The organism is Streptomyces sp. NPDC042002 (assembly GCF_055588305.1).
Map to the genome: position 1 here is coordinate 50,543 of NZ_JBVJCT010000034.1, position 24,002 is coordinate 74,544.

13 protein-coding genes and 2 pseudogenes are annotated in these 24,002 nt (G+C 69.2%); 5 read left to right on the plus strand and 10 right to left on the minus strand.

The annotated features are described in order from the left end of the window. Window positions 1–98: 98 nt before the first annotated feature. Complete coding sequence (locus ACZ6KY_RS33475; RefSeq protein ID WP_469314006.1) at window positions 99–923, plus strand: ISL3 family transposase; 825 nt, start codon at window positions 99–101, stop codon at window positions 921–923. On the opposite strand, the gene ACZ6KY_RS33480 is transcribed toward ACZ6KY_RS33475, so the two are convergent. The 7 genes and pseudogenes from ACZ6KY_RS33480 to ACZ6KY_RS33510 form a co-directional block, all read right to left on the minus strand. Next, complete coding sequence (locus ACZ6KY_RS33480; protein WP_469314007.1) at window positions 912–2,363, minus strand: MFS transporter; 1,452 nt, start codon at window positions 2,361–2,363, stop codon at window positions 912–914. The two genes, ACZ6KY_RS33475 and ACZ6KY_RS33480, sit on opposite strands and share 12 nt — an antisense overlap. After that, a complete protein-coding gene (locus ACZ6KY_RS33485; protein ID WP_469314008.1) occupies window positions 2,360–12,139 on the minus strand; it encodes an amino acid adenylation domain-containing protein in 9,780 nt (3,259 codons plus the stop codon). The genes ACZ6KY_RS33480 and ACZ6KY_RS33485 overlap by 4 nt, the downstream gene beginning before the upstream one ends. A 27-nt stretch (window positions 12,140–12,166) precedes the next feature. After that, window positions 12,167–13,645: an alpha/beta fold hydrolase gene (locus ACZ6KY_RS33490; protein WP_469314009.1), complete on the minus strand. Its 1,479-nt coding sequence runs from the start codon at window positions 13,643–13,645 to the stop codon at window positions 12,167–12,169. A 135-nt stretch (window positions 13,646–13,780) separates the two neighbouring features. Continuing rightward, window positions 13,781–14,134, minus strand: coding sequence for a hypothetical protein (locus tag ACZ6KY_RS33495; RefSeq protein WP_469314010.1), 354 nt, complete (start codon window positions 14,132–14,134; stop codon window positions 13,781–13,783). Between the two features lie 2 nt (window positions 14,135–14,136). Further along, window positions 14,137–14,311: pseudogene (locus ACZ6KY_RS33500) on the minus strand (transposase); the annotation flags it as partial. A 117-nt stretch (window positions 14,312–14,428) separates the two neighbouring features. Further along, a complete protein-coding gene (locus tag ACZ6KY_RS33505) occupies window positions 14,429–15,088 on the minus strand; it encodes a response regulator transcription factor (RefSeq protein WP_328551230.1) in 660 nt (219 codons plus the stop codon). A gap of 1 nt (window position 15,089) precedes the next feature. Then, window positions 15,090–16,364 (minus strand): sensor histidine kinase, encoded by a 1,275-nt coding sequence (locus tag ACZ6KY_RS33510; protein ID WP_469314011.1) that lies wholly within the window; start codon window positions 16,362–16,364, stop codon window positions 15,090–15,092. A 222-nt stretch (window positions 16,365–16,586) separates the two neighbouring features. On the opposite strand from ACZ6KY_RS33510, the gene ACZ6KY_RS33515 reads away from it, so the two are divergent. The 4 genes from ACZ6KY_RS33515 (at window position 16,587) to ACZ6KY_RS33530 (ending at window position 21,442) form a co-directional block, all read left to right on the plus strand. Then, the gene (locus tag ACZ6KY_RS33515) at window positions 16,587–16,832 is read left to right on the plus strand and encodes a hypothetical protein (protein WP_469314012.1); all 246 of its coding nucleotides are present in this window, start codon (window positions 16,587–16,589) and stop codon (window positions 16,830–16,832) included. Continuing rightward, complete coding sequence (locus ACZ6KY_RS33520) at window positions 16,829–17,602, plus strand: ABC transporter ATP-binding protein (RefSeq protein ID WP_469314013.1); 774 nt, start codon at window positions 16,829–16,831, stop codon at window positions 17,600–17,602. The genes ACZ6KY_RS33515 and ACZ6KY_RS33520 overlap by 4 nt, the downstream gene beginning before the upstream one ends. 3 nt (window positions 17,603–17,605) lie before the next feature. Further along, window positions 17,606–20,164, plus strand: coding sequence for an ABC transporter permease (locus ACZ6KY_RS33525; protein WP_469314014.1), 2,559 nt, complete (start codon window positions 17,606–17,608; stop codon window positions 20,162–20,164). Between the two features lie 330 nt (window positions 20,165–20,494). Continuing rightward, the gene (locus ACZ6KY_RS33530; RefSeq protein WP_469314015.1) at window positions 20,495–21,442 is read left to right on the plus strand and encodes a CPBP family intramembrane glutamic endopeptidase; all 948 of its coding nucleotides are present in this window, start codon (window positions 20,495–20,497) and stop codon (window positions 21,440–21,442) included. A 231-nt stretch (window positions 21,443–21,673) separates the two neighbouring features. On the opposite strand, the pseudogene ACZ6KY_RS33535 reads toward ACZ6KY_RS33530, so the two are convergent. The 3 genes and pseudogenes from ACZ6KY_RS33535 to ACZ6KY_RS33545 all read right to left on the minus strand — a co-directional run. Further along, window positions 21,674–22,148 (minus strand): annotated as a pseudogene (locus ACZ6KY_RS33535) (transposase); the annotation flags it as partial. 112 nt (window positions 22,149–22,260) lie between these two features. Then, a complete protein-coding gene (locus tag ACZ6KY_RS33540) occupies window positions 22,261–22,494 on the minus strand; it encodes a hypothetical protein (protein WP_469314016.1) in 234 nt (77 codons plus the stop codon). Window positions 22,495–23,166: 672 nt separating this feature from the next. Then, window positions 23,167–23,877, minus strand: a complete 711-nt coding sequence (locus ACZ6KY_RS33545) for a DUF4232 domain-containing protein (RefSeq protein WP_469314017.1) — start codon at window positions 23,875–23,877, stop codon at window positions 23,167–23,169. Between the last annotated feature and the right edge of the window lie 125 nt (window positions 23,878–24,002).

Here is a 24,002-nt window from a genome sequence, read left to right on the forward strand (position 1 = left end):
GTGATCCGGACGGTTGAGCGGTTCGTGCCGACCGTTCGCAATCATGCATCGCGTGCTCTCGTGATGTGCTTTTGGAGCTGTTTCCTTACCTGTCCGCATTGCTCATCGAGGAGGTCGAGCGATGGCCGGACAAGGTGGTGTTGAGGACGAGGATGCGGGCGGCGAGCGGGTCCTGCCGGTGCGGTCAGAGCTCCGCTCGGGTGCACGGCCGGTACGTACGCAAGCTGCGTGACGTCGCCGTGGGCGGGCTCGGCGTGGTGATCGAGATACGCATACGCCGGTTCCGCTGCGAGAACCCTGCCTGCACGGCGGTGACGTTCGCCGAACAGATCGTGGGACTGACGACCCCGCACAGTCGGCAGACCCCGTTGTCGCGCGGGGTGCTGACGCGGATCGGACTGGCCCCGGCCGGCCGGGCAGGAGCCCGCCTGGCCTCCGCGGTCGGCATCACCGTGGGCAAGGACACGCTGCTGCGGCTGGTCAGAGCCCTGCCCGAACCGGAGGTCGGTGAGGTGGAGGTCTTGGGCGTCGACGACTTCGCCTTCCGCAAGGGCCGTCACTACGGCACGGTGCTGATCGACATGGCCACCCACCGTCCACTGCATCTCTGCAAGGGGCGCGAGGGCGAAGACCTCGCCGCATGGCTCCGCGACCATCCCGAGGTGAAGGTCATCCGCCGGGACCGCTCCAGCGGTTACGCGGAGGGCGCACGCATCGGAGCGCCGCAGGCCGAGCAGGTCGCTGATCGCTATCACCTGTGGGCCAATCTCGGCCAGGCGGTCGAGAAGACAGTGAACGCTCGTCGCTCCCGTCTGGCCGAACCGTCTTCCGAACCCGCAGACACCCCCGAGGAACCGCAGGTGGTCCAGCCGCCGGCAGAGCTGAAGATCGCGCCCCGGTGCCCGTCCTGCTCATTCAGGTGATAGACGCTGCGCCGGAACGCGGACTGCAAACGCCATCGTTATGAATACGACTGCTGCCGCCGCCAGGGCAGCCACGGCGAAGGCGGTCTGGAAACCGCCCGCCGACGGTATGGGTACCGCACCTTTGGCGACCGTTGCGGGCTTGGCACTGTGCACCAAGATCTCCGTCATGACCGCGCTGGACACGGTCATGCCGATAGAACGCATGAGTGTGTTGAGGCCGTTGGCCGCCGCCGTGTGCTGAGGCGGAGCGGCAGCCATGACAAGGGCCGGCATGGCGCTGAAGGCCAGGGCGAGTCCGGCTCCGACGAGGACGGATACGAGAACCATCCCCCAGACCCCACCGCGCAACGGTAGGCCTGCCATGTAGCCGAGTCCGATGACCGCGGCTCCCCACGCCAGGATGGAGTCGGCGCCCCGCCGCGCACAGTACCGAGCTGACAGGGGCGAGAGCAGCATCATCACCAAGCCTGCGGGAGCCAGGCAGAGACCGGTGCCCACCATCGAGAGTCCGGAGCCGTACCCGGTTGCCCGGGAAATCTGCAGGAGCTGAGGCAGGATCATCGACAGCGCGAACATGGAGAAGCCGACAAGCAGCGAGGCGACGTTTATGGTGAGCACGGATCTCCCTGCGGATGCACGCAGGTCCACCAGAGCGTCAGGGCGCCGGAGCTGGTGGTGAGCCCAAGCCCAGCCGGTCACGGTGGCGACTCCGAACGCACCGAGAGTGGTGGGACTCCCCCAGCCCCACTCAGCCCCCCTCGCGATCCCCAGCATGAGCAAACTGAGCAGGACAGTGAGGCCGACGGCACCCAGAAGGTCGAACCTGCCGCCCAGTGCTGTCGGTGAGGGAGAGACGCACCGGACGACCAGCAGGAGGTTGACCACGCTCAGCGCGGCTGCCGTCCAGTACACGGCGTGCCAGTCGAAGTGCTGCGCCATGAACGCGGCCAGAGGAAACCCGGCGGCTCCGCCGAGTCCGACGGATGAACTCACCAAGGCCAGCGCACGACCCAGCCGCTCCGGTGGCAACTCGTCGCGCAAGGTGCTCAGGCCCAGCGGCAGAATGCCCGCCGCACAACCTTGTAACGCTCGACCGGCAACGAGCACCCCGACCGAATCGGCCACGGCGCACAGCAGTGAGCCACCGGCCATCAGGGCCAGGCAATAGAGCATCACTTTCCGCTTGCCGTACATGTCCCCCAGCCGTCCAGTGATCGGCGTGGAGACCGCAGCGGCGAGCAGGGTCGCGGTCACAGCCCAGGAGACGTTCGTGGCCGAGGTACCGAGGAGTTGGGGCAGTCGAGGGAGCATCGGCACGGGCAAGGTGTTCATGAGGGAGACTGACGTGCCACAGGACGCCAGGGTCGGAATGAGGGCACGGCCCCAGATGCGTGGCGGTGGAACGTGCTGCACCCCGGTGCGGCGGGCCGTGGTCACCGGCGCTCCTTGCCCTTCTCGAGCTGAGACAGCCCGTGGGCCAGGGCCCGCAGGGTGGGTTCCCGTACAAAGTCGACCATCGGGTACTGGATTCCGAACTCGTTTCTGATCCGGGTGAGGACCCGGACCGCCCGCAGCGAGTTCCCGCCGATGTCGAAGAACGACTGGTCATCGGGGACAGAGGCGATGCCAAGTTCCTGGCACCACGTGTCGTACAAGAACTGCTTCCGCGTATCGCGCAGGTCAGGTTCGATGGATGGGTGCGAGGGCTCCGGCAACCGATCGACTGCCAGCTTGCCGTTGGGCCCCACAGGCAGGTGGGTCGCTCTCACCCACTGTTCCGGTACGAGGTAGTCCGGGAGCACTGCCCTGAGTCCGGCACGCAGGGGTGCCGCCCAGTCCGCGTCCCCGGCCGGTTCCGGGGCAAGGACCACATGGGCTACCAAGGTGCTCTCGCCTTGCTCGTCCGTGCGGGCAGTGACCGCAGCATCCCGCACACCGTCGAGGCGACACAGCTCGGCTTGCGCCTCGCCGGGCTCCACCCGGTGTCCCCGTATCTTGACTTGGTCATCCAGCCTGCCAAGGAACTCCATTGCGCCGTCGGCTCGTTGGCGTACGAGATCTCCGGTGCGGAAGAGACGGTTGCCCGACACAGCGGGGAGGGTGACAAATCGTTCGGCTGTACGCCGTGGGTCACCGAGATATCCGATGGCGGGAGCTGTGCCACCGATGTAGAGCTCGCCGGCCGCTCCCACCGGAACGGGTCGGCCGGTCCCATCGAGCACATGGGTCGTGACCCCGGCGATCGGCCGGCCGATCGGCACGCGGCCGCCGTCCCGCTCCGTCACCTCGTGCGACGTGACGATGATCGATGCCTCCGTCGGACCATACTGGTTGAAGAGCCTCAGCTCCGGATGAGCGTCCAGGAAGGCACGCAGTGCGGGCGTGATCACCAATTGTTCCCCGGCCGTACACACCTCTTTCAGGGAGGGGACTTGCAGCCCGTACTCGGCCAGGTACTTCAGAGGCGTGCTGGGGAGGTGGAGCCGTTCGACCGCGTGCCGGGCGATGAGCCTCTCGAGAACGGCGGGATCTTGTCGTGCCTCCTCGGGCACGATCACGAGCGCGGCGCCGGAGGCCAGCGTCGCGAAAATCTCCTGGACACTGACATCGAAGCCGACTGACGTCCATTGCGCGGTGCGCAGCGGCTTGTTCTCTCGCAGGTGCCATCGCATCAAGTTGACCGGCCCACGATGCGGAACCTGTACGGCCTTGGGACGGCCGGTCGAGCCTGAGGTGTAGATGCAGTAGGCGACGGCGTCGGGGCTGTCCGGCCACACAGAAGCACCGCCGGGCTCGGTGGCTACGCCGTTGCCGGGTTCCTTGCGATCAAGCCCTTCGAGCTCGGAGTCCAGGTCGTCGAGGTTCCTTTGCAGCACCGGATGTTCCTTACGGAACCCCGCATCGCTGACGAGCAACACGGCCGCGCTGTCGGAGACGAAGTAATCCAGCCGCGCCGTCGGCAGCGCAGGGTCCAAGGGGAGATAGGCCGCACCGGTCTTGAGCACGGCGAGCAGGGCGACGACGAGGCTCGCTCCCCGTGCCATCCCGACGGCGACGAGGTCGCCCGGGCCTATCCCCCGGTCGGCAAGGTGGCGAGCCATCCTATCGGCAGCGCTGTCCAGCTCCGCATACGTCAGGACCAAGTCACCGTCGAGAACGGCGGGCTCGTGCGGTACGGCTCTGACCTGGTCTCTGACCAGTCCGTGCAGCGTGGTCGACGGCTCCCTGCCCTCCGAGCCTTGCCAGGCGGCAAGGCGGTCCCGTTCCGCGTTGGTGGGAGTGGTGAGCTCGGCGAGCCGCATTTCGGGATCTTCGCAGCCGCGGCGCAGGACCTGCGCAACGTAGGTGAGTATGCGGCGCACCATGGCTTCCGCGTAGAGGTCGGCGCGGTACTCGATGGTGCAGCGCATGCCGCCGTCGTGCTGAGCAAGGTAAAATGTCAGGTCGAACGGCGCCCGGTCACTGGGGACGTCGAGGAGTTCGGCTCGGACCATGGGTTCGGCGAACTCCACACCAGTGTGCTTCTCGTACTCCACCATCACCTGGAAGAGCGGGTTCGCCCCGGGCACTCGTGGCGGGCTGAGGGTCGTCACGAGGTCGTCGAATGAGACGTCCTGATGTTCGTACGCGCGTGTGCTGCGCTCCAGCACCCTTCGGACCAGATCGCCGAACCCAGGCTCGCCGGACAGGTCAATCCGCAGCGCCACGGTGTCCACGAAGAGGCCAACCGCCCCCTCCGCTCCTGAAGGCCTGTTGGTCACCGCGGTGCCGAGCACCAGGTCCTGCTGCCCGCTCATCTTTCCCAAGGCGGCGCTCACAGCGGCAACCAGCACCATGAACGGCGTTGCTCCCTGACCGCGGGCGAACGCCGACAGGCGGTCAGCGAGATCCTCGCCGAATTCATGGACGAGATGGGAACCCCGGCCGTGCGTACGACCGTGACGCGGATGGTCCGTCGGCAACTCCAGTACGGGCGCCGCTTCGAGTTCCTTCACCCAGAAGTCGAGCCCACCCTCCCTCGGTCCCTCTGTCGGCGGCAGCGTTGCGGCACTGGAAACGAGCGGAGGAAGGTCCGTGGGCAGTCCAGGCCAAACCCGGTAGTACGCGCCGAGGTCGCGGGCGAACACCTGCGTCGAGAGCGAGTCGAAGATGATGTGGTGTGCGAGGAGGAACAGCACGTGCCGTTCGTCGGAGAGTCTCAGCAGGCGCGCGTGCAGGAGCGGGCCATTGGCCAGGTCGAGCACGGTGTGCCGTTCCGCACGCACCGCATCGGCGAGTGCCTCGTCCACCGACACGCCCTCGCAGTCGATGGTCGGGCAGGGCACGGGCACGGCGGGCTGCTCGAACCGTCGTACCTCACCCTCGACTTCGCGGAAGACCGAGCGCAGATGTGGATGCCGGGCGACAACACGGTCGAGCGAGTCCTGAAGCGCGGAGGTGTTCAAGCGTCCGCTGAGGAGGATGCCCTTGGGCTCGTGATAGTCGTTCTGCCCCGGGTACATCTGATCGAGCACCCACAGCCGGCGCTGAGCCGGTGAGGCTGCGGTGCCGGTGTCACGTCCAGGCACCGCGGTACCAGCGGTCCGTTGGACAGGGAGGGTCGGCGAGACGGCAGGTACCTGAGACGGCACCGTGGGGGTACTGGTGGAGCCGGCGGCCTGCCGTTCACGCAGCTCACAGATCAAGGGCAGGCCGGCCGCCATCAACGCGGGCGGCATGCCGAAGTCGACGAAGCAGGCGATCTCGTCTGCTCCCGCATCGCGGACAGCTGCCGCGATCGACGCACTGCTCTCGACCGTGCCGATCAAAGCCCTTTCCTCGCAGTACCGTTCGTAGGCGCGCTGCAGCAGGAAGTCCACGTCTTCCGGCGCCGTCCGTTCCAGATCGGCGTCGAGTCCAAGGCTGTTCGCCACCTTGTCGAACAGCGACAACGAGGACCTCAAGTAGGAGACGAAGGGGCCGGCAGCCTCCTGGCGCGCGATGGCTAGGTCCTGCCCCAGGTAGGTGTGCATGAGTACCACCACCCGGCCGTCGGCAGGATCGAGCCCGTGTTCTTCCCGGGCGTGCCGGTAGAGGGCGATGTTGTCCGCCAGCTCAGCCACGCTCTGAGACATCAGGTTGGTGACGATGCCCAGGCCGTGACGGGCGGCACGGCGGAAGCTGTCCGCGTTGCCGACCACCGCTGCGAAGAGCGGGATGTCTCCTTGTACCGGGCGAGGGAACAGCGTGACCTCGGTCTGTGCACCAGTTCCCGAAGTGGCGGACAGGCGCTCCCCCGCCCAGAGGGCACGCACCTCCTCCAGTTGCTGATACATCAGCTCCTTGTGGTGCCCGAAGTTGTCGGGCGCGAGGACGAAGTCCCTGGCGTGCCACCCGGAGGCTACGCAGACTCCGGCGCGACCGCCGGACAGATTGTCGACCATTGACCACTCCTCCGCGACGCGGACGGAGTGGTGCAGGGGGAGAACCACGGAACCGGCGTGCAGCCGGACGCGTGAGGTACGCGCGGCGAGTGCCGCAGCAAGGACCGAGGGATTGGGGAAGAGGCCGCCGAAGGAATGGAAGTGCCGCTCGGGTAACCAGAGGGCGTGGAATCCGTTGCGATCAGCAAACTCCGCGGCATCCAGGATGTGTTGGTACCGGCCCCCACCGGACTGATCCGGATAGTCACCGAAGAAGTAGAGGCTGAAGTCGACCGCGGCCGCGCCCAGCCTTGCGCTCTTCCCTGCCCCGACGTGCGCATCCGCCACCGGGACCGATCGGCTGCGCATCGGGGCGACACTCCGGGTGGAATGAGCAGCAACGTCATACTCTGTTGCGGTGTTCACCGTTGTGTCCGCTGCCGCGCCGGATGTTTCCCTCGCCTGGGCCCGCTCGGCAATCTCTGCCGGTGGTAGGTGTCGTGCCGCGGACAGTGTGTCGAGTTGACGACCAAGCAGATCGGTGACTTGGTGGACCAGGTTGTCGACGACTCCCAACTGGGCGCGGAGGAACGAGTCCACATCACCGGTGCCGACCGCCGTCGACCGCGCTTCGGCCGCCGGTTCCTGAACCGGCCGCACGTCGCGGTCGGCCCGGGGCGTGGAGCGGCGCCTGGACGGCTCCTGCCCGGCCCCGAGCCCGCTGTCGGCCACGGGCTTCGCCGTCGCGGCCGGCGCATCCGTACTGCCGTCCGCGCCGGCGCCGGGGCGCAGGGAGGCGATTGCCTGGGCCAGTTTGCGCGGGGTACCCCAGCCTGTGAACAGCTCCCGTACGGGAACACGCAGTCCGTGCTCCCGCTCGACGTTCCGCGCCAAGGCGACCAGGCTCAGTGAGTCCCCGCCCATCGCGACGAACCCACTGTCCGCCTCCACTTCCTCGGGCCGCAACCCAAGGTGACGTGCCACCAGGTCGGTCACTGCCGTGAGGAACTCGTCGGACATATGCCGGTCTCCCTGCTGTATGGGCTGTTCGCGCCGCACGGGGCGCCGGTCTGTCGATCGGAAGTCACGGCGCTGGTAGGGAGTCACGGGCAGTGGCACGCGCTGTACGGGAGAAGACCCGGCGCCGAGTTCGACTGGATACCCCTGACAGTGCAACTCCCCGGCTGCCAGGAAGGCCGACCGCACCGGATCGCCGGAGCGGTCCACCGTGGGAATCCAACGGAGTTCGGGAAGTGCCCTTCTGCCGAGCACGGTCAACTCGTCGCGCGGACCGATCTCGATCACCGCCGGAGTGCCTGTCTCGGCCAGCGACTCCAACTGGAGGTCGAACCGTACGGTGCGGCGGGCCTGGTCCACCAACTGCCGGGGATCGATCGCCGACCCGGCTGGATGAAGCCTGCCGTCCACGCCGGAGATCAGGGCGATGTCAAGGCGGTTGAGGTCGCATGCGCGAACGGATTCGGCGTACCGCTCAAGGACCGGGTCGATGAGCGCCGAATGGAAGGCCCGGTCGACGGCCAGTCGGCGCCAGGCGAACTCTCCCTCATCGAGCAGACGTTCCGCATGTTCGATCGCGCTGGGCGCGCCGCTCAGCACCACGGAGTCGGCCCCGTTGCGGGCACCGATGTCGAGTCCGCAGGCTCGCGCGATGCGCCGCGCGGCATCATCGCCCAGGCGGGCGGCCAGCATCATGCCCTCCGCCGTGCCCTCAGCCATCAACCGCCCACGCTCGGCGGTGAGCCGTACACCGTCATCGACCGAGAGGGCGCCGGCAGCGTGGAGCGCCGCGATCTCACCGAGGCTGTGACCGAGTACATGCCGCGGTACGACACCGAGCGCCCGCCAGTACGCGGTGAGCGCCGCTTGGAAGGCGAACAGGGCCGGCTGGGCAAGGCGGGCGGGCAACGCAACGTCCGCGGACCCGTCGAGCAAGACGTCGAGCAAGCCGGGGCCGTGGGCGTCCGCGTGGACGCGATCACAGTGTTCCAGGACCTCCCGTACGACAGGTACGGCCCGGAAGAGCTCCTCGGCCATGCCGTACGTGGCGGTTCCCTGACCGGAGTAGGCCAGCACGACACCGGCGTCGGCGGCCGGAGTGGACCGCCCAGCCCGGTGGGCCGGCCCGCGCTCCCGCAATGGCCCCTCGGCCAGCGGCTCCAGGGCCGCGACGATCTCCGCGCACGAGACTCCGAAAGCCACGGCACGAACCTGACGTTGCCTACGGGTCGCCAGGCTCGCCGCGACGGCTGCGGCGCTGGTCTCCGGATGATCTCGCAGCCAGTCACAGAGACGTGCGGCGAGCTTCTGAAGCGTTCCATCGGTACGGGCGGAAAGCGACACCAGGGTGGGGCGGCTCCGACCGTCGCGCCAGGTGACTGGCTCGGCCTCCGCTGGGGCCTGCTCAACCACGACGAATGCATTGGTCCCCCCGACGCCCAACGCATTCACCCCGGCACGTAACGGCGCCCCGGCTCGGGCGGGGTACAGCGGCCCGTACGCCGTGGTCGGTCTGAGCGGGCTCTTGGCCGTGCCGAGCGCCGGGTGCGGAACGCGAAGGTTCCCCGTGGGGACCGCGGCCCGATGCCGCAGCATCAGCAGCACCTTGATCAGCCCCGCCATACCAGCGCAAGTATCGAGGTGTCCGATGTCTCCCTTGACGGAGCCGATGCCACATTGACCTGTTCTGCTCGAAGTGTCGGCCAATGCTCGGCCGAGCGCCTCGATTTCAATCGGGTCGCCGATCGGTGTGCCGGTGCCGTGCGCCTCGACATAACTGAGATCGCCACCGGTGACCCCGGCACGCCGCAAAGCAGCGCGCACGACATCGATCTGGCCGACGACGCTCGGGGCGGTGAAGCCGACCTTGCGGGCCCCGTCGTTGTTCACGGCCGTGCCGGTGATCAGGCCGAGGATTGGGTCGCCATCGGCGAGCGCCGCTTCCAAAGGCTTGAGCAGGACGGCAGCGACGCCGTTGCCACCTACCGTGCCGTCCGCTTCGATATCGAAGGGACGGCAACTGCCGGACTCGGACAGCACTGCGCCAGGGTGGTACACGTATCCGGACTCTTGCGGCAGATGGAGGGCGGCGGCTCCGGCCAGTGCCATGTCCGCGTCGCCACTTCGCAGCGCCTGCACGGCGAGGTGAACAGCGACGAGGGAGGTGGAACAGGCCGTTTGCACCGACACAGCGGGCCCAGTGAGTCCCAGCCGGTATGCCGTACGAGTCGCCAGGAAGTCCGGCTCGCTGCCGAGCGTGGCGCGCATCGACGTTGCCAGATCGCCGTCGGTGGCAGCCCAAGAAGCCGTCTGATAGTCAACGAGGTTCATCCCGGCGCCCGCGTACAGGCCGATGCGACTGGTGTCGGGAGCATCGGCGTATCCGGCGGATTCCAGCGCCTCATAGGCGCATTCGAGGAACAGCCGATGGGCGGGGTGAGTGAGGGCAGCCTCCGCGGGGCTCATGCCGAAAAACTGAGGGTCGAAGGCGTGAGCGTCGTCCAAGACACCGGCGACCGGTCGGCGCGCTGGATCTGCGACCTCTGCCTCGGTGAGTCCGGCGGCGCGCTGTCGGTCGGAGGTGAATGTGGTCAGACAGTTGCGACCGTGTCGAAGGTTGTCCCAGAACTGGTCCGGGCTGGAGGCGCCGGGGAAGCGCAGCGCCATGCCGATGACGGCGATGGGCTCACCGTCCGCCGCCGCGCCCGGAGGTTGCCGGGTGCTGGGCTCCGGTGCGTCGGGCAACGGCGCGACCTTGCCGAGGTAGGTCGCAAGATAGGTGATTGTGGGATGCTCGAACAGGGCGGACATTGGTAGCTCACGGTCGAATTCCCGCTGCAGTCGTGCCCTCAATCGTCCCAGCGTTACCGACGTGATCCCGAGCTCCCGCAGCGGAACGTCGTCGTACGAACCCTCCGACGCAGGTGCCTCGCCGAGCACCTCGACGACCGCGCGCCGTATCCGCTCGGCCAAAACGGAACTGGCAGCCATCGCCGGCTCCCCGGGGCTGCGGTTCTCCTCCGGTTGGCCGGCAGCGGGGAGTAACGCGGCAAGAGCAGCCCGCTGTATCTTGCCACTTGACGTACGCGGCAACTCCGCGGCCGTAAGCCCGACGAGGTGACCCGGAACAAGGCCGAGCCTTTCGGCCAGCGCCGCGCGCACGGCTCGGACGGCTTCGGTGGTGGGAGCACTGCCGTCCGCTCCGGACAGAAAGACAGCGAGCACCTCGCTGCCCGTCAAAGAATCCGGCACCCCGCACACGGCGACAGCCGTGTCGGACACTCCGGGAACGGCGGCCACCACTGCCTCGATCGCGTGACAGTAGTGATTCGCGCCGTTGAGGACGACGATGTCTTTCCGACGGCCCGTCATGACCACCTGGCCCTCACTGACATAGGCCAGGTCGCCACTGTCAAACCACACGCCCGTTCCCGTTCCTTCGGGAAAGGCAAGGGAGTTGGCTTCGTCATCCCCCAGGTATCCGGGAGTGATCCGCACCGACTTCACCTGGAGCCGGCCGACGGTGTCCTCCGGCAGCACTCGCCCATGGTCGTCGACGATCCGGACGGCGGCGCCCGGTGCCGGCCGCCCGACGGCGACCAGGCACAGCGCTCCTGGGGCGGCGGCATCCAGGTGTCGGACCTGGCCATCCGGCCCGTCGAGCGCTATCGGCTGAACACTTCCGCGTTCCCCGTATTGGCCCCAGGTGATGCCGGTGCAGGTCTCGGACATGCCCCAGCTTGGGATGAAGCAATCACCGCGCACGCCGAACGGTGCGGTGGCAGCCAAGAAGGCGTCGACGACTTCTGGCACGATCTGTTCCCCACCGCTGACGAGCGTACGGATCGTCGACAAGTCCCAGCAACGGTTGGGCTGGTCAACCAAGGCCCGCCGGACCAGTTGGTAGCCGAAGGTGGGCGCCCAGGTGTGCCGTACCCGGTGTTCTGCGCACAGGTCCAGCCAGCACAGCGGATCGCCGAGCACACGCGACGACCGGACGTGCACGTTGGTACTGCCCATGTAGACGGGCAGCAGGTGGTAGAGGAGCAGACTGGCGCTGTGGTCCACGGGCAACCAGTTCAGAGTGGTTTCGTCGGACCGCCAGCCGAGCGCGTCGCGCGACCCCTGGGCGAACTCGAGCAGCCCTTCATGGGTCAGTGGAATCACCTTGGCGCGCCCCGTACTGCCCGAGGAGAGCATGAGCAGCGCCGCCGATGCCGGATCGACGGGGGCGAGCTCGGGCTGGGGAGCCGAACGTGGAACGGCTCTCGCCGCGTCACTGCATTCGGCGGCGTCGACTACGCGGACGCTCGCGTCGAGCCCCGCCGCGGCGAGCCGCACCACGCTCGCCGCGTCCGTGATCAGCTTGGGGCCGTCAAGGAGCGCACAGGCTTCAACCGTTCGCTCGGCGGCCCGGACCCGTGCCGCCTCGTCGTCACCTGCCTCGACTGCCAAAGGAACGAGCCCACCTGCCAGGCAGGCCCACAGAAACGGGAAGAAGTCCGTCAGAGGCAGGCCGTGCAGAAGAACCGGGTCGCCTGGCGCAAAGCCATGGTCACGCAGGACGGACAGGAGCGCACGGGACTGCTCCAGCAACTCCGGATAGGGAGTGAGTAATGCTCGTCCGACGTCGTCCACCGTGAGCACCCCCCGCTCCGGGGCCGTCTGCGCCGCATGGGCCAGCAGCATGCCGACATCACGCGGCGCCATAGGGTCCCGGGTGATCTCGGGTCCATGACATAGGGCGAGCGGCCGTGCGCTGTCGGTCCGACGGGGCGTCTCCTGCTGGCCCATGGCACTTGTCTCCTTGAACGACGGTGCTCAACGGGTGCGGCGCCAGTACGCTCCAACGCCGTCGATGTCCTGAATGGGGTCGGTGATGCCGTGGCGGTCCCGAAAGACGTGCACGGCCTGGCGGCACACGTCAATGATGTAGTCGTCGACGATGACGAAGCCGCCGACCGTGAGCTTCGGGTACAAGTGCTCGAGAGCGACCATGGTCGACTCGTACAGATCACCGTCCAGCCTGATGAGGGCCAGTTCACGGACTGGCGCCGAGGGCAACGTGTTCTTGAACCAGCCCGGCAGAAAGCGCACTTGGTCGTCAAGCAGGCCATAGATCTGAAAGTTGCGTTTTACGGTCTCCAATGAGACGCCCATGACGTCGTTGAACCGGTGCGTGCCGAGTGCGACGTCCTTGGGGTGTGCGCCTTCCGCAACCTCCGGCATGCCTTGGAAGGAGTCCGCGGCCCAGACGATCCGGTCCGTCACACCCCATGCCTGAAGCAACGCCCGCATGAAAATAGAGGTGCCACCGCGCCACACTCCAGTTTCGATGAAATCGCCGGGGACAGCGTCCCGGAGCACCTGTTCGACGCAGAATTGCACGTTGTCGAGACGTCGCAATCCGACCATGGTGTGCGCCACGCTCGGCCAGTCGAGACCGGTGCTGCGGCTGATGAGGTCGTATTCGGAGTCCGGGGACCACTCACTGGCCAGGGGCACGTCCTCGTAGACGACGTTGGTCAGGATCTTCTTCATCAAGTCCAGGTATCGATCACGATTTGTGTCCGCGGTCGCGGTCACCCGTCCCCCGCTCAGTTCTTCGGTCAGTAGTTGTGCCGTCTGCTTGGGGCGTTCCGTGACGAAGAAGTGACCCGCGCCTTCGATGCGCCGCACGTGCACCAGGCCGCCCGCAGCCTCGTTCCAGTCCGCCGCGATCCCGTCGTCCGTCAGCGGGTCCTCGGAGCCGAGGAACAAGACCAGGGGGCAGCCGAGCACGTCCCCGTCGGGCTCGTGTCGGTATCCGGCAAGCAGCCTCCCGTCCTCCCGAACCAACCCGGTGAAGTAGGCGACCGCATCCGGATCCGCAGCGATCTCTCGGGGCAGGCCTCCCAGTTCGACCAACCGGTCGGCGATTTCCTGGTCGGTGCCCCAGCCCGCGTCGGCCGCCACGATCGCGGAGTGCCGCAGGGGACCCGCGCAGGCGGCGACCATCAGTGAGATCGGCCGGGACAGCCCCAACGAGCGGTGGCTCCGGGCCACCTCGTAGGCCAGCAACCCGCCCATGCTGTGTCCGAAGACGGCCCAGCCATCCGACGGTGCCGCCTGGCGTATCTGGTCGGCGATGTCGCGCACCGCATGGGCGAAGTCGGTGCATGGCAGCTCCACGGCTCGCGCGCCACGTCCGGGAAGCTCCACCGGGTGCAGCCGCACGCTGTCCCCGAGGTACAGGTGCAGGTCTCGGAAGACACCGGCGGTACCTCCGGCGGGCGGGATGCAGAACAATGTTTGTGCCATGCTGCCCTCCTCTACCTGCTCATTGGCGAGTTCCAGTGGGATGCCCAGAGTCCAGGCGCTGAGGACGAGCCAACAATACTTCGGCGGCGTACATGGGCGAGGGGCATTTGGATGTTGTCTCAGTTGGCCTGCTGTCTACCGCGTGACGTTGCAGGGTTGGGTTCCGGCGTGGTCGTACGACCATTTCGCGGTTGTGTCGGGAGCGGGTGTGAGCTCGTAGACGTGCCACACATCGGTCGGCGTGTGCCTGCGCGAGCCACGCGCGCGTTGCCGTGTCGGCGGCTGACCTGACTCGTCCAGCACCACGATCCGGATGCGACCGTGGAACGGCCCGCCTTGGACCTTGATGCCCACTTTGCCGTCCACGACCTCGCCACGCAGCCATCGGTCGATCAGCTCCATGTGCTCGCTGCCTTCACCGCTCATGTCGCTGGCCGACCATTGCCGTTGGCCTTCGGTGGGCTCGCTGCTCTGGCGGTGGGCGAGCACGGTCAGTCGGCTCTGCGGTAGCAGATGAGGGTGCCGGCGATGCCGACGAAGCGAGGAAGTGTTCAGCCTTGCGCTCGTAGCGACGGTGCGGCGACGGTAGCCGTACAACCAGGACATCGTCCGCTCGACGACCCAGCGGTGGCGGCCATGGTTCTCGGAGCACTGGTCAACGCCCTGGTCATCGGCTGGTGCGCCCTTGTACTGCGCCGTGGGAGCAACCCGGACACGGCATCCTGATGGCAGAAACCGCTCGGGGAGTCCGGTCAGGTCGGCCGGCGGTGGAGCCCGATGTGCTCAGGCCGGACGGCGTGGATCCTCCAGATACCGCAGGACCGCGGCGACCCGCCGGTCCACCCGGTCCGTCGGCGACAGGTCGAGTTTGGCGAAGATGCTGCGGATGTGTTTGTGGACGGCGCCCTCGGTGACGACGAGCCGTTCGGCGACGGCGGTGTTGCCGAGCCCCTCGGCCATCAGGGCGAGTACGTCCCGCTCGCGGGGACTGAGCCGGTCGAGGCGGGTGTCCTGGTGGGAGCGGGTGAAGAGCTGGGCGATGACCTCGGGGTCGATGGCGGTACCGCCGTCCGTCACGCGCCGCAACGCGTCCAGGAACTCCTCCACCCGACCGACGCGTTCCTTCAGCAGGTAGCCGAGACCGCTCACACCACTGGTGAGCAGTTCGGTGGCGAAGGACTGCTCGACGTACGCGGACAGCACGAGGACCGCCAGGTCGGGCCGCCGGCGCCGGGCCTCGACCGCCGCGACGATCCCCTCGTCGGTGTGGGTCGGCGGCATCCGTACGTCGAGGATGGCGACGTCCGGCTTGTGTTCGTCGATGGCGGCCAGCGCCTCGTCGGGGGTGCCCGCGGTGGCCACCACGTCGAGGCCCTCGGCGCGCAACAGCAGAGCGAGGCCCTCGCGCAGCAAGGGGTCGTCCTCGGCGATCACGATCCGCATGTCACGATCCACAGGGAAGGTCCACCTTCAGGGTTGTCGGGCCGCCGGGCGGGCTGGCCAGGGAGAGGGCGCCGTCGTGCGCCGCGATCCGGCGGCGGATGCCGGTGAGTCCGGAGCCGCCGTCCTCGTCCGCGCCGCCCCGGCCGTCGTCCTCGACGCACAGGTGGAGGCGCCCGCCGCGGCTGCGCGCGATGACGGTGGCGCTTGCGGCGCCGCTGTGTTTGGCGATGTTGGTCAGAGCCTCGGCCACGATGAAGTAGGCGGTCGCCTCGACGGAGGCGGCACACCGTTCGGGTACCGCCACGTCGATCCGGCAGGGCACCGCGCAGTTCGCGGCGAGCCCCGAGAGCGCGCCGGCCAGCCCGCGGTCGTCCAGCACCGGGGGCAGGATGCTCCGGGAGACCGTGCGCAGCTCCGCGAGGGCCTGCTCGGCGGCGGACTGGGCGCGTTCGAGGAGTTCGTCGGCGCCCGCGGGGTCGCGGGCGACCATGCGGCGGGCGGCGCCGAGCAGGACGGTGACGGAGACGATCCGGTTCTGGGTGCCGTCGTGCAGGGAGCGCTCGATGCGGCGCAGTTCGGTGGCGTGGGCGTCCAGGGCGGCGGCACGGGTGGCGGTGAGTTCGGCGACGCGGCGCGAGAGATCCGTTTCCGGTCCGGCCGCGAGGAGCAGGCGTCCGGGCCGGGCCTGGGAACGGGCCATGCCGGGGCCGAGCCCCAGGATGATGGCGATCCAGCCCACGCCCAGCATGACCACGGCGAGCGCCTGTGGCCAGGAGTGTGCGTGGCCGAGCCCCAAGGACGTGGCGGTCGCGTCCTTGGGAAAGAGCTTCCAGTACAGCGGAAAGAGACTGTCGCGCGCGGCGATGACCGGCAGGAGGACACCGAGGAGCCCCAGGAGGAACCCCAGGGTGGCGTGCCGGGCCAGCCAGCGCAGTTCCCGTCGGGTGGTGGGGTCGACGAGGGCGAGCCGCAGCCGTGTCGGCGGAGGTTCCGGGGGGATGACGTCGAGGCCCCGGCGGCGGAGCCGGCCGCGTTCCCGGCCGGCCAGGGCGTGCAGCGCGCTCAGGACCGCGGGCGCCATGAGCAGTCCCACCCCGACCAGGCTCGTCACGGCGGTGACCGCCAGCCAGAGCAGCACGAGCAGCGCGAGGAAGGCCGTACCGAGCCCGGAGGCGAGTTGTGCGATCGCGGCGCCGGCCGCTCTCGTGGTCCCTACGACGGTGTCCCTGAGGCCCACCCGCCCGTCACCGGCTGTCGCGTCCTGCTGGACCGCCATCCGTTCTCCCTCCCTTCCGCCGTGTCTCGCGACCGTGCACCCGCTTCGCGAACGACCCTATGACGTGCACCAGTTCGCCGTCAGCGGCGGGGTGGAGGTACAGCCTGCTGTACCTCGAACCGGGCGGACTGCGGGATCGGCCGGGAGGGGTGTCGATCCGTAGCTTCGGTGATGTCAGCCGGAACCCCCGGACCCATCGCTCAGCACCACGGGAGAAGCCCCATGGCGACCACCGACCCCTACCGCCTCACCACTCCCGCCGACGGCACGCGCGGAGCGTCGCCGCCCGCCGTCACCGGCGGGGAGGTGGTCCGTACGCTGCTCTGGATCCTGGTCGTGGCCGGCGTGGTCGCCAACACGGTGGCCACCTACGCCGAGGCGGACATCCGGGTGCACCTGGCCTGTGGTGCGGTCACCCTCTTCGGCGCGGGCACCCTCGCCGTACGCCACCTGCGGGGCCGTCGATGAACGCCGCCTTCGCCCGGACCCGCCGCCCGGCGGCCACCGCACACGACGCGTCGACGCCGGTCATCGCCCTGGACCGGGTCGTCAAGGAGTACGCGGGAGGCGTACGCGCCCTCGACGAGGTGTCGCTGACCGTGGCACGCGGCACGTTCCTCGCGGTGATGGGCCCCTCGGGCTCCGGCAAGAGCACGCTGATGCACTGCGCCGCGGGGCTGGACTCCCCGACGTCGGGCAGTGTCCGTATCGACGGCCACGAGATCGGCGGCCTGAACGAGAACCGCCGTACCGAACTGCGCCGGGAACGCGTCGGTTTCGTGTTCCAGGCGTACAACCTGATCCCCTCCCTCAGTATCGCGGACAACATCCTGCTGCCGCTGCGACTGGCGGGCCGTACCCCGGACCACGACTGGCTGCGGGCTCTGGTGGAGCGGGTCGGTCTTGCCGACCGGCTCACCCACCGCCCGGCCGAACTCTCCGGCGGCCAGCAGCAACGGGCCGCCGTCGTACGGGCGTTGGTGGCCAGGCCGGCCGTCGTGTTCGCCGACGAGCCGACCGGCGCGCTGGACCTGCGCAGCGCCCACGAGGTCCTCGACCTGCTGCGCGACCTCGTCGACGACCTGCACCAGACGGTGGTGATGGTCACCCATGATCCGGCCGCCGCGGCCCGGGCACACCACGTGCTGGTGATGGCCGACGGCCGGGTGGTCGAGGCCCTCGAAACGCCGACCGCCCCCGAACTGGCCCGCCGTCTCGTCGCGTTGGCGGGGGGCTGAGTCATGTTCCCTCTCGCCCTGCGGATGGTCGGACACCGGATCACCGCGCTGATCGCCGTGGCCTGCGCGGTTCTCGGCGGCGCGGCCCTGATCACCGGTACCGGCGTACTGGCCGAGTCCGGTCTGCGTTCCCACCTGCCCGTCGGCCGTCTCGGCGGCGCGGGCGTCGTCGTCGCGGCCGACCAGGAGTTCCACCCGAGCGGCGACCTGCCGATCGCGCTCCCGGAACGTCGTACGGTCCCGGCCGAACTGGTCGGGAAACTGGCCGAGTTGCCGGGTGTCACCGAGGCGGTCGGCGACATCGGCTTCCCCGCCGCCCTCGTCGACGCCCATGGACAGGTCGTACCGGCCGGGGATCCCCGGGCATCGGGGCACGGCTGGTCCTCGGTGAAGCTGCTGGACGGTGCTCAGGTCCACGGCAGCGGGCCGTCCGGTTCCGGCGAGATCGCCGTGGACAGCGCCACCGCCGCCGCGGCGGGAGTGAAGGTGGGCGACCCGATCGAGGCCGTCGCGGGCGCCCGGCCCGCCGCCCGTTATCGCGTCTCGGCGGTCGTCGACGCGCCGGGCGCCGGTGTCTTCTTCGCCGACAGGACGGCCGTACGACTGTCCGGGAGAGATGGGCGGAACGGCCACTCGCGCGCCGGGACCGTCGACCTCATCGGTCTGCGCACCGCACCCGGCTCCGAGGAGCGGGTCGCCGACGAAGTCCGTACGAAGCTGAAGGGCACGGGGTTCACGGGGCTGGAGGCGGTCACCGGCGCGAGTCGCGGGGACCTCGTGTCGCCCGGCGCGGGCGCGAGCCGCTCCCTCCTGGTCCTCCTCGCCGGTTCGCTCGCCGGCATCATCCTGCTGATCACCGGGTTCGTCATGGCGAGCGCGCTGGCCGTGTCGATCTCCGGGCAGCGCCGCGACCTGGCGCTGATGCGGGCCGTCGGCGCGACTCCGAAGCAGATCCGGCGACTTGCCGCCGCCCAGTCCACCGTCGTCGCGGCCATGGCCCTCGTCCCCGGTGTGGCGCTCGGCTACCTGCTGGCCGGGCAGTTCCGCGGGCTGCTGGCGGACCGCGGGGTCGTTCCCTCCGAACTCCCGCTGACCCTCAGCCCGTTGCCCGCCCTCGCGACGATCGTCCTCATGGCCCTGGTCGTACAGGTCTCGGCACGGGGCTCGGCCTGGCGCACCTCCCGCATGCCGGCCACCGAGGCCGTCGCCGAGTCGCGCAGCGAGCCGCGCGATCCGTCGCGGACCCGGACGCGCATCGGGCTCCTCGTCATCGTCGCCGCGACCACCATGTCGGCCACACCCCTCTTCTCCCGTACCGCCATCGGCGCGACGGCCACCTCCATCGCGGGCATTCTCGGCGCGATCGGCCTGGCCCTGGCCGGCCCGGCTCTCGTCCGGGGCATCGGGAACGCGGCGGCCCGGCGCACCCGCTCCGGCGTCTCCGCGCCGACCTGGCTGGCGATGGCCAACGTCCGCGCGTACGCCCTGCGCAACGCGGGAATCGTCAGCTCCTTGGCCATGGCGGTCGTGTTCGTCCTGACGTACACCCTCACCCAGACCACCGTGCTGGCCGCCACGGCGGACGAGACCCGCGTCGGCACCCTCGCCCAGCAGCGCCTCGGCGCGCCGGGCCTGGGCGGACTGCCCGACGGCACGCTCTCCGCCGTACGGGACACGACCGGCGTACGGGCGGCGGCCCCGGTGAGCACGACCACGGTGGTGTGGCCGTACAAGATGTTCGGCGACACGGAGACCGATTCCGGCTCCGCGACGATCCTCACCCCGGACGCGTCGGACGTCCTCGACCTCGATGTACGGGCGGGGAGCCTGGACCGTCTCACCGGCGCCACGATCGCCGTGAGCAGCGATGTCGCCCGCTCGCGCGCCGCGGAAGTGGGCCACCGGGTGAGCCTGGTCCTCGGGGACGGCGCGCGGGTCGACGCCGAGGTCGTCGCCGTCTACGCCCGTGCTCTCGGCTTCGGCACGGTGGTGCTTTCCCACGATCTGGCGGCCGGACACACCACGACGGGGCTCGACCAGAGCATCCTCGTGCGCACGGACGGCACGGCGACCGCCCGCCAGGCACTGACAGCCCTCGCCGCGTCCCACCCGGGTCTGGCACTGGAGGACACGAATCCCCCGTCCGGCGACGGTCTGAGGGACGCCCCGCCCGAGGTGTGGATCAACCTGGCCGTCATCGTGGTCCTGCTCGTCTACCTCCTGCTGAGCATCGCCAACAAACTCGTCGCCGCCACCGCCCAGCGCCGTGTCGAACTGGGGGCGCTCCGCCTCATCGGCACCACACCCCGTCAGATCCGCGCGATGATGCGGCGCGAGGCAGCGGTGACCGCCGCCACCGCGCTCACCACGGCCCTGCTGCTGTCCGCCGTGCCCCTCGCCCTCCTGGGCCAGGGCTTCCTCGGCCGCCCCTGGCCCGCGGGCCCCGCCTGGCTGCTGCCCGCCCTCGGGCTCACCGTCACCGTCACGGCATTCCTCACCATCGAACTCCCCACCCGCCAGGCGCTGCGCACACCACCCGCCGACGCCATCCGCGCCCAGTGACCCGGCTCGCGTCCACGACGAGGCGGGACCGCTCGTCCGGCGATACGTCCGGCCCTGTCGGGGGTGCCGTCGGGGGTGCCCCAGCGGCCTGACGCCACCGCGCTCAGGCGAGTACGGCGGGTCCACCCCCGGCGACGACCCACCAGGACGCCGCCCTCGGCCCGGCGGCGACCACGGCTCCGATCGACGGCGGTACAGCCTGCTGTACCGCCACTCGGGGCGCGCACGGCAATGATCCGCGGACGCGTGACTGGTGTGCTGAACACGTCACGTCAGCCGGCTTCCGACACGGCTCCGACAGCTTCCGACCGCTTCCGAAGGGACACCACGGTGAGCAGCATCCAAGACCCCGTCAGTATCGAAACCCGACCGGCCGACACGGGCCGCGAGGACGGCACCGGCCTACGGGGCAGCCTCCGCCGCCGCCCCCTGACCTGGTTCTTCTCACTGGCCTACCTGCTGAGTTGGACCGCATGGACGCCGTACGTCCTGTCCGAGAACGGCCTGGGCGTCTGGCACTTCACCTTTCCCGGAGGCGGCCCCGGCAGCCAGCTCTTCGGCGTCCTGCCCGGCGCCTACCTCGGCCCGATCCTGTCAGCACTCCTGGTGACCGGCGCGACCGAAGGACGCCGTGGACTACGGGCCTGGCGCGGCCGGATGACCAAGTTCAAGGTCGGCTGGCGCTGGTACGCCGTGGTCCTGCTCTCGGTGCCCGCCGTGCTGACCCTCACCTCGGTCGCGTTGTCCGGCCGCGGTCCCGTGATGCCGCCCGTCGTCATGCTGGCCGCGTTCCTGCCCGGCCTGCTCGTGCAGATGGTCACCACCGGCCTCGCCGAGGAGCCCGGCTGGCGCGAGTTCGCCATGCCCCGCCTGCAGCGCCGCTACGGCCCGCTGTTCGGCACCCTCGTCGTCGGTCCGCTGTGGGGCGCCTGGCACCTCCCGCTGTTCCTGACCCAGTGGGGCAACTGGCCGCACGTGTCCTGGACCACGCCGCTGGAGTTCGTCGCCACCGCGATCGCCTTCAGCTTCGTCATGACATGGGTGTTCAACCGCACCGGCGAGAGCCTGCCGATGGCCATGCTGCTGCACTGCGGCGTCAACAACTACATGTCCCTCGCCTGGTCCGCCATGTTCCCCACACTGTCCCGCGAAGACGCCACACACGCCTTCCTGCTCAGCGCCACCACCGCGGCCCTCGTCCTGCTGGTCACCACCCGCGGCCGACTGGGCTGCCCACCGGCACACGACGCCTCCGCACTGCCAGGCCGGACGCCTTGACCGCGGCGGTCGTCCACGTCACGCGCGGGACCGGACTCGCTCACCTTGCGGACTCCACCGTGTACCAGCCGCCGGCCCGTGCGGCGATGGGCAGCAGGGCGACGGCCTCGGCAGCGACGCCCACGGCGCCGGCGTCCACCACGAACCGCGGTACCTGGTCCAGGCGGGACTGTCGCCGACCGCCACGCTGCGGGCCGCGACCCCGACACGTCGCCGAGGGACTGCGCGCCGATACTTCCGTCGGTCGAGGACATTCTTCCGCAACAGGCTGAAGACGACTCCATGGCCGGGTTGTCGCCTGCGGCCCCGACCCTCCCTATCGAGCCGGTGACCTGGTGCCAGCCGAGCGCCCGGAGGAATTTCGGGACCGAAACCGCGACCCGCGATCGCTGTGCAAAACACAACCGGCGACGTTCTCACGTCGGGCAACAGCACTGTTCAGGGCTGCGACGGCCAGACGGGACTTCATCCGCGAGTCCATGGAATAGCCCACGATCCACTTGCTGAAGATGTCCTTGACCGCGCAGAGATACAACTTCCCTTCCCCGGTGGCGTGTTCGGTGATGTCGGTGAGCCACAGCCGGTTCGGTCCGTCGGCGGTGAAGTCCCGGCGGACCAGGCCGTCGTGCACCGACGGGCCGGCCTTCTTGCCCATGCCGCGCTTCTTGCCGGACACGCTCCACCAGCGGTTGTCCCGGCAGATCCGCCAGGTGGTCCGGTCTGCCATGCCCGCTCCCATGGTGGGCGGGACCGGGCTGCCGCCGGACTACCAGCGGCGCGTAACCCGGGCGCCCCAGAAACCGGCGACGCGTCGGGCTTCAGCCCCGCTCGAAGGTCGGCGACTTGTTGTGCCAGAGGTCGTCGCCGCTGAACGGGTTACCCGCCAGACGCCCGTGGAAGGTGCGCACCAGGAATTCGACGATTCCGAAGTCGTACCGGACCCAGCTCGGGCCCGACCGCGGTAGGTGCCGGCGGATCACGACCGGCCATGTGTCCGGATCGCCGACCGGGCTCCAGAAGGCGAAGTCGTCGATCTGGTTGAAGCCCCACATGAGCAGGCCGCCAGGCTCCAGATACGCGGGATCGAGGCCCTCGTTCTCCTCGGCGAACTCGGATAGTTCAGCGGATATCGAAAAGACACCGGAGCGCGTCCCGATCTCAGAGGCCGCGAGCGGGGGGGGAAGATGCTGAGATACCGCGAGATCTCTACCGGCCCGTACGTCTCGGCCAGCCACATGTAGTCAGCGGGAAGTGCGCTGCCGTACCCTCTCACGATCTCCTCCGGGCTAGGGAGAGGCCATTTCTCGGCCGGCGGCTCGAGAAGCCGCAGCAACTCTGCCTTCGACGACACGGACGCACTCCTCCACCAGAACGCCAACTACTTGCCGACGTTAGCCCAGGCGTTCTCCACCTGAGTCTCGCGCATCGGGCGAGGCCGTTGGCGAGCGGGCTCGTACCCGTCGAAGGCCCGGCTGCCGAGTCGGCGCCACGCCCGTGACCACAGCCCGGCAACGACACGACGACTCCAGTTCGCCAATTGCAACGCTCAGTGTGCGACTTCGTGTCGCACACTGAGCGTTGCAATGGCCGGTTGAGCGTGTGGTCCGCAGGGCGGCCTCCGGTGATCTCGCCGAGTCACTGGTCCGCTGGCCGCCCGGGAGCCTTGCGAGTTGCCGGCCGTGGACGTGCGGGAAGGCGGTGACGCGTCACCGGCCGGCGGACCGTCAGAAGTCGTACGGCTTCTTGGCGTTCCAGTTCAGCACGTCGGCCTCGTTCCAGGTGAACTTCTGGTCCTGCCCCTTGCTGACGACGGAGTAGAAGGGGCCGGGGCGACCGTCCTCGCCGCGCAGCGCGAAGGCGAGTGACTGCGCCGTGTGGTTCTTGGAGCCGTAGTCGAAGAGGTTCACCGCGCTGTATACCTTGCCTCCGGGCTGGAGCGTGATGTGCTTGTCGCCGCCCGGGGCGTCCTTCTTGGAGTGCGGCAGCGCGACGTTGTTGGTGTTCCAGTCGAGTACCACGGCCGGGTAGGAGGTGACCCAGCAGGGCTTGGTGCCCTCGTTCACCGCGGTGAGCAGCAGGTGGTCGCCCTGCTGGCCGGCGAACCGGTGCACCGCGGTGACCAGCATCTCGTCTCCGCGACACTGCTGGGCGCCGGCCGTCGTGCTCTTGCTCGCGATCTCCTGCGCCCCGCCCGCGGCGGTCGCCGAGGGCGCCCCTTCCTTGGTGTCACCACTGCTGTTGGCCTGCGCCGCGCTGCCCTTGGCGTCCCCGGCGGATGCGGACCGGCTCTGGGCGGTCCCCGCGCTGGGGCCGCGGCCCGCCGCCTTCGAGCCGCCGTCGGCGCCGCCACAGGCGGTCAGGCCCAGCGCCAGCGCGGCGGTGACGGTGGCCAGAGCGGCGGTACGGGCGGTACGGCGGGCACGGTACGTGGTCATGATGAAAGCTCCCCCATGATCTGTCAGGACACGGCACCTTCCCTTGCTTTCGCAGGGCGGCCGGCCGCATCGGCTGTTTCGCTACACCCCATGAGATGACGCCGGGACAAGCATTGTTCACCCGG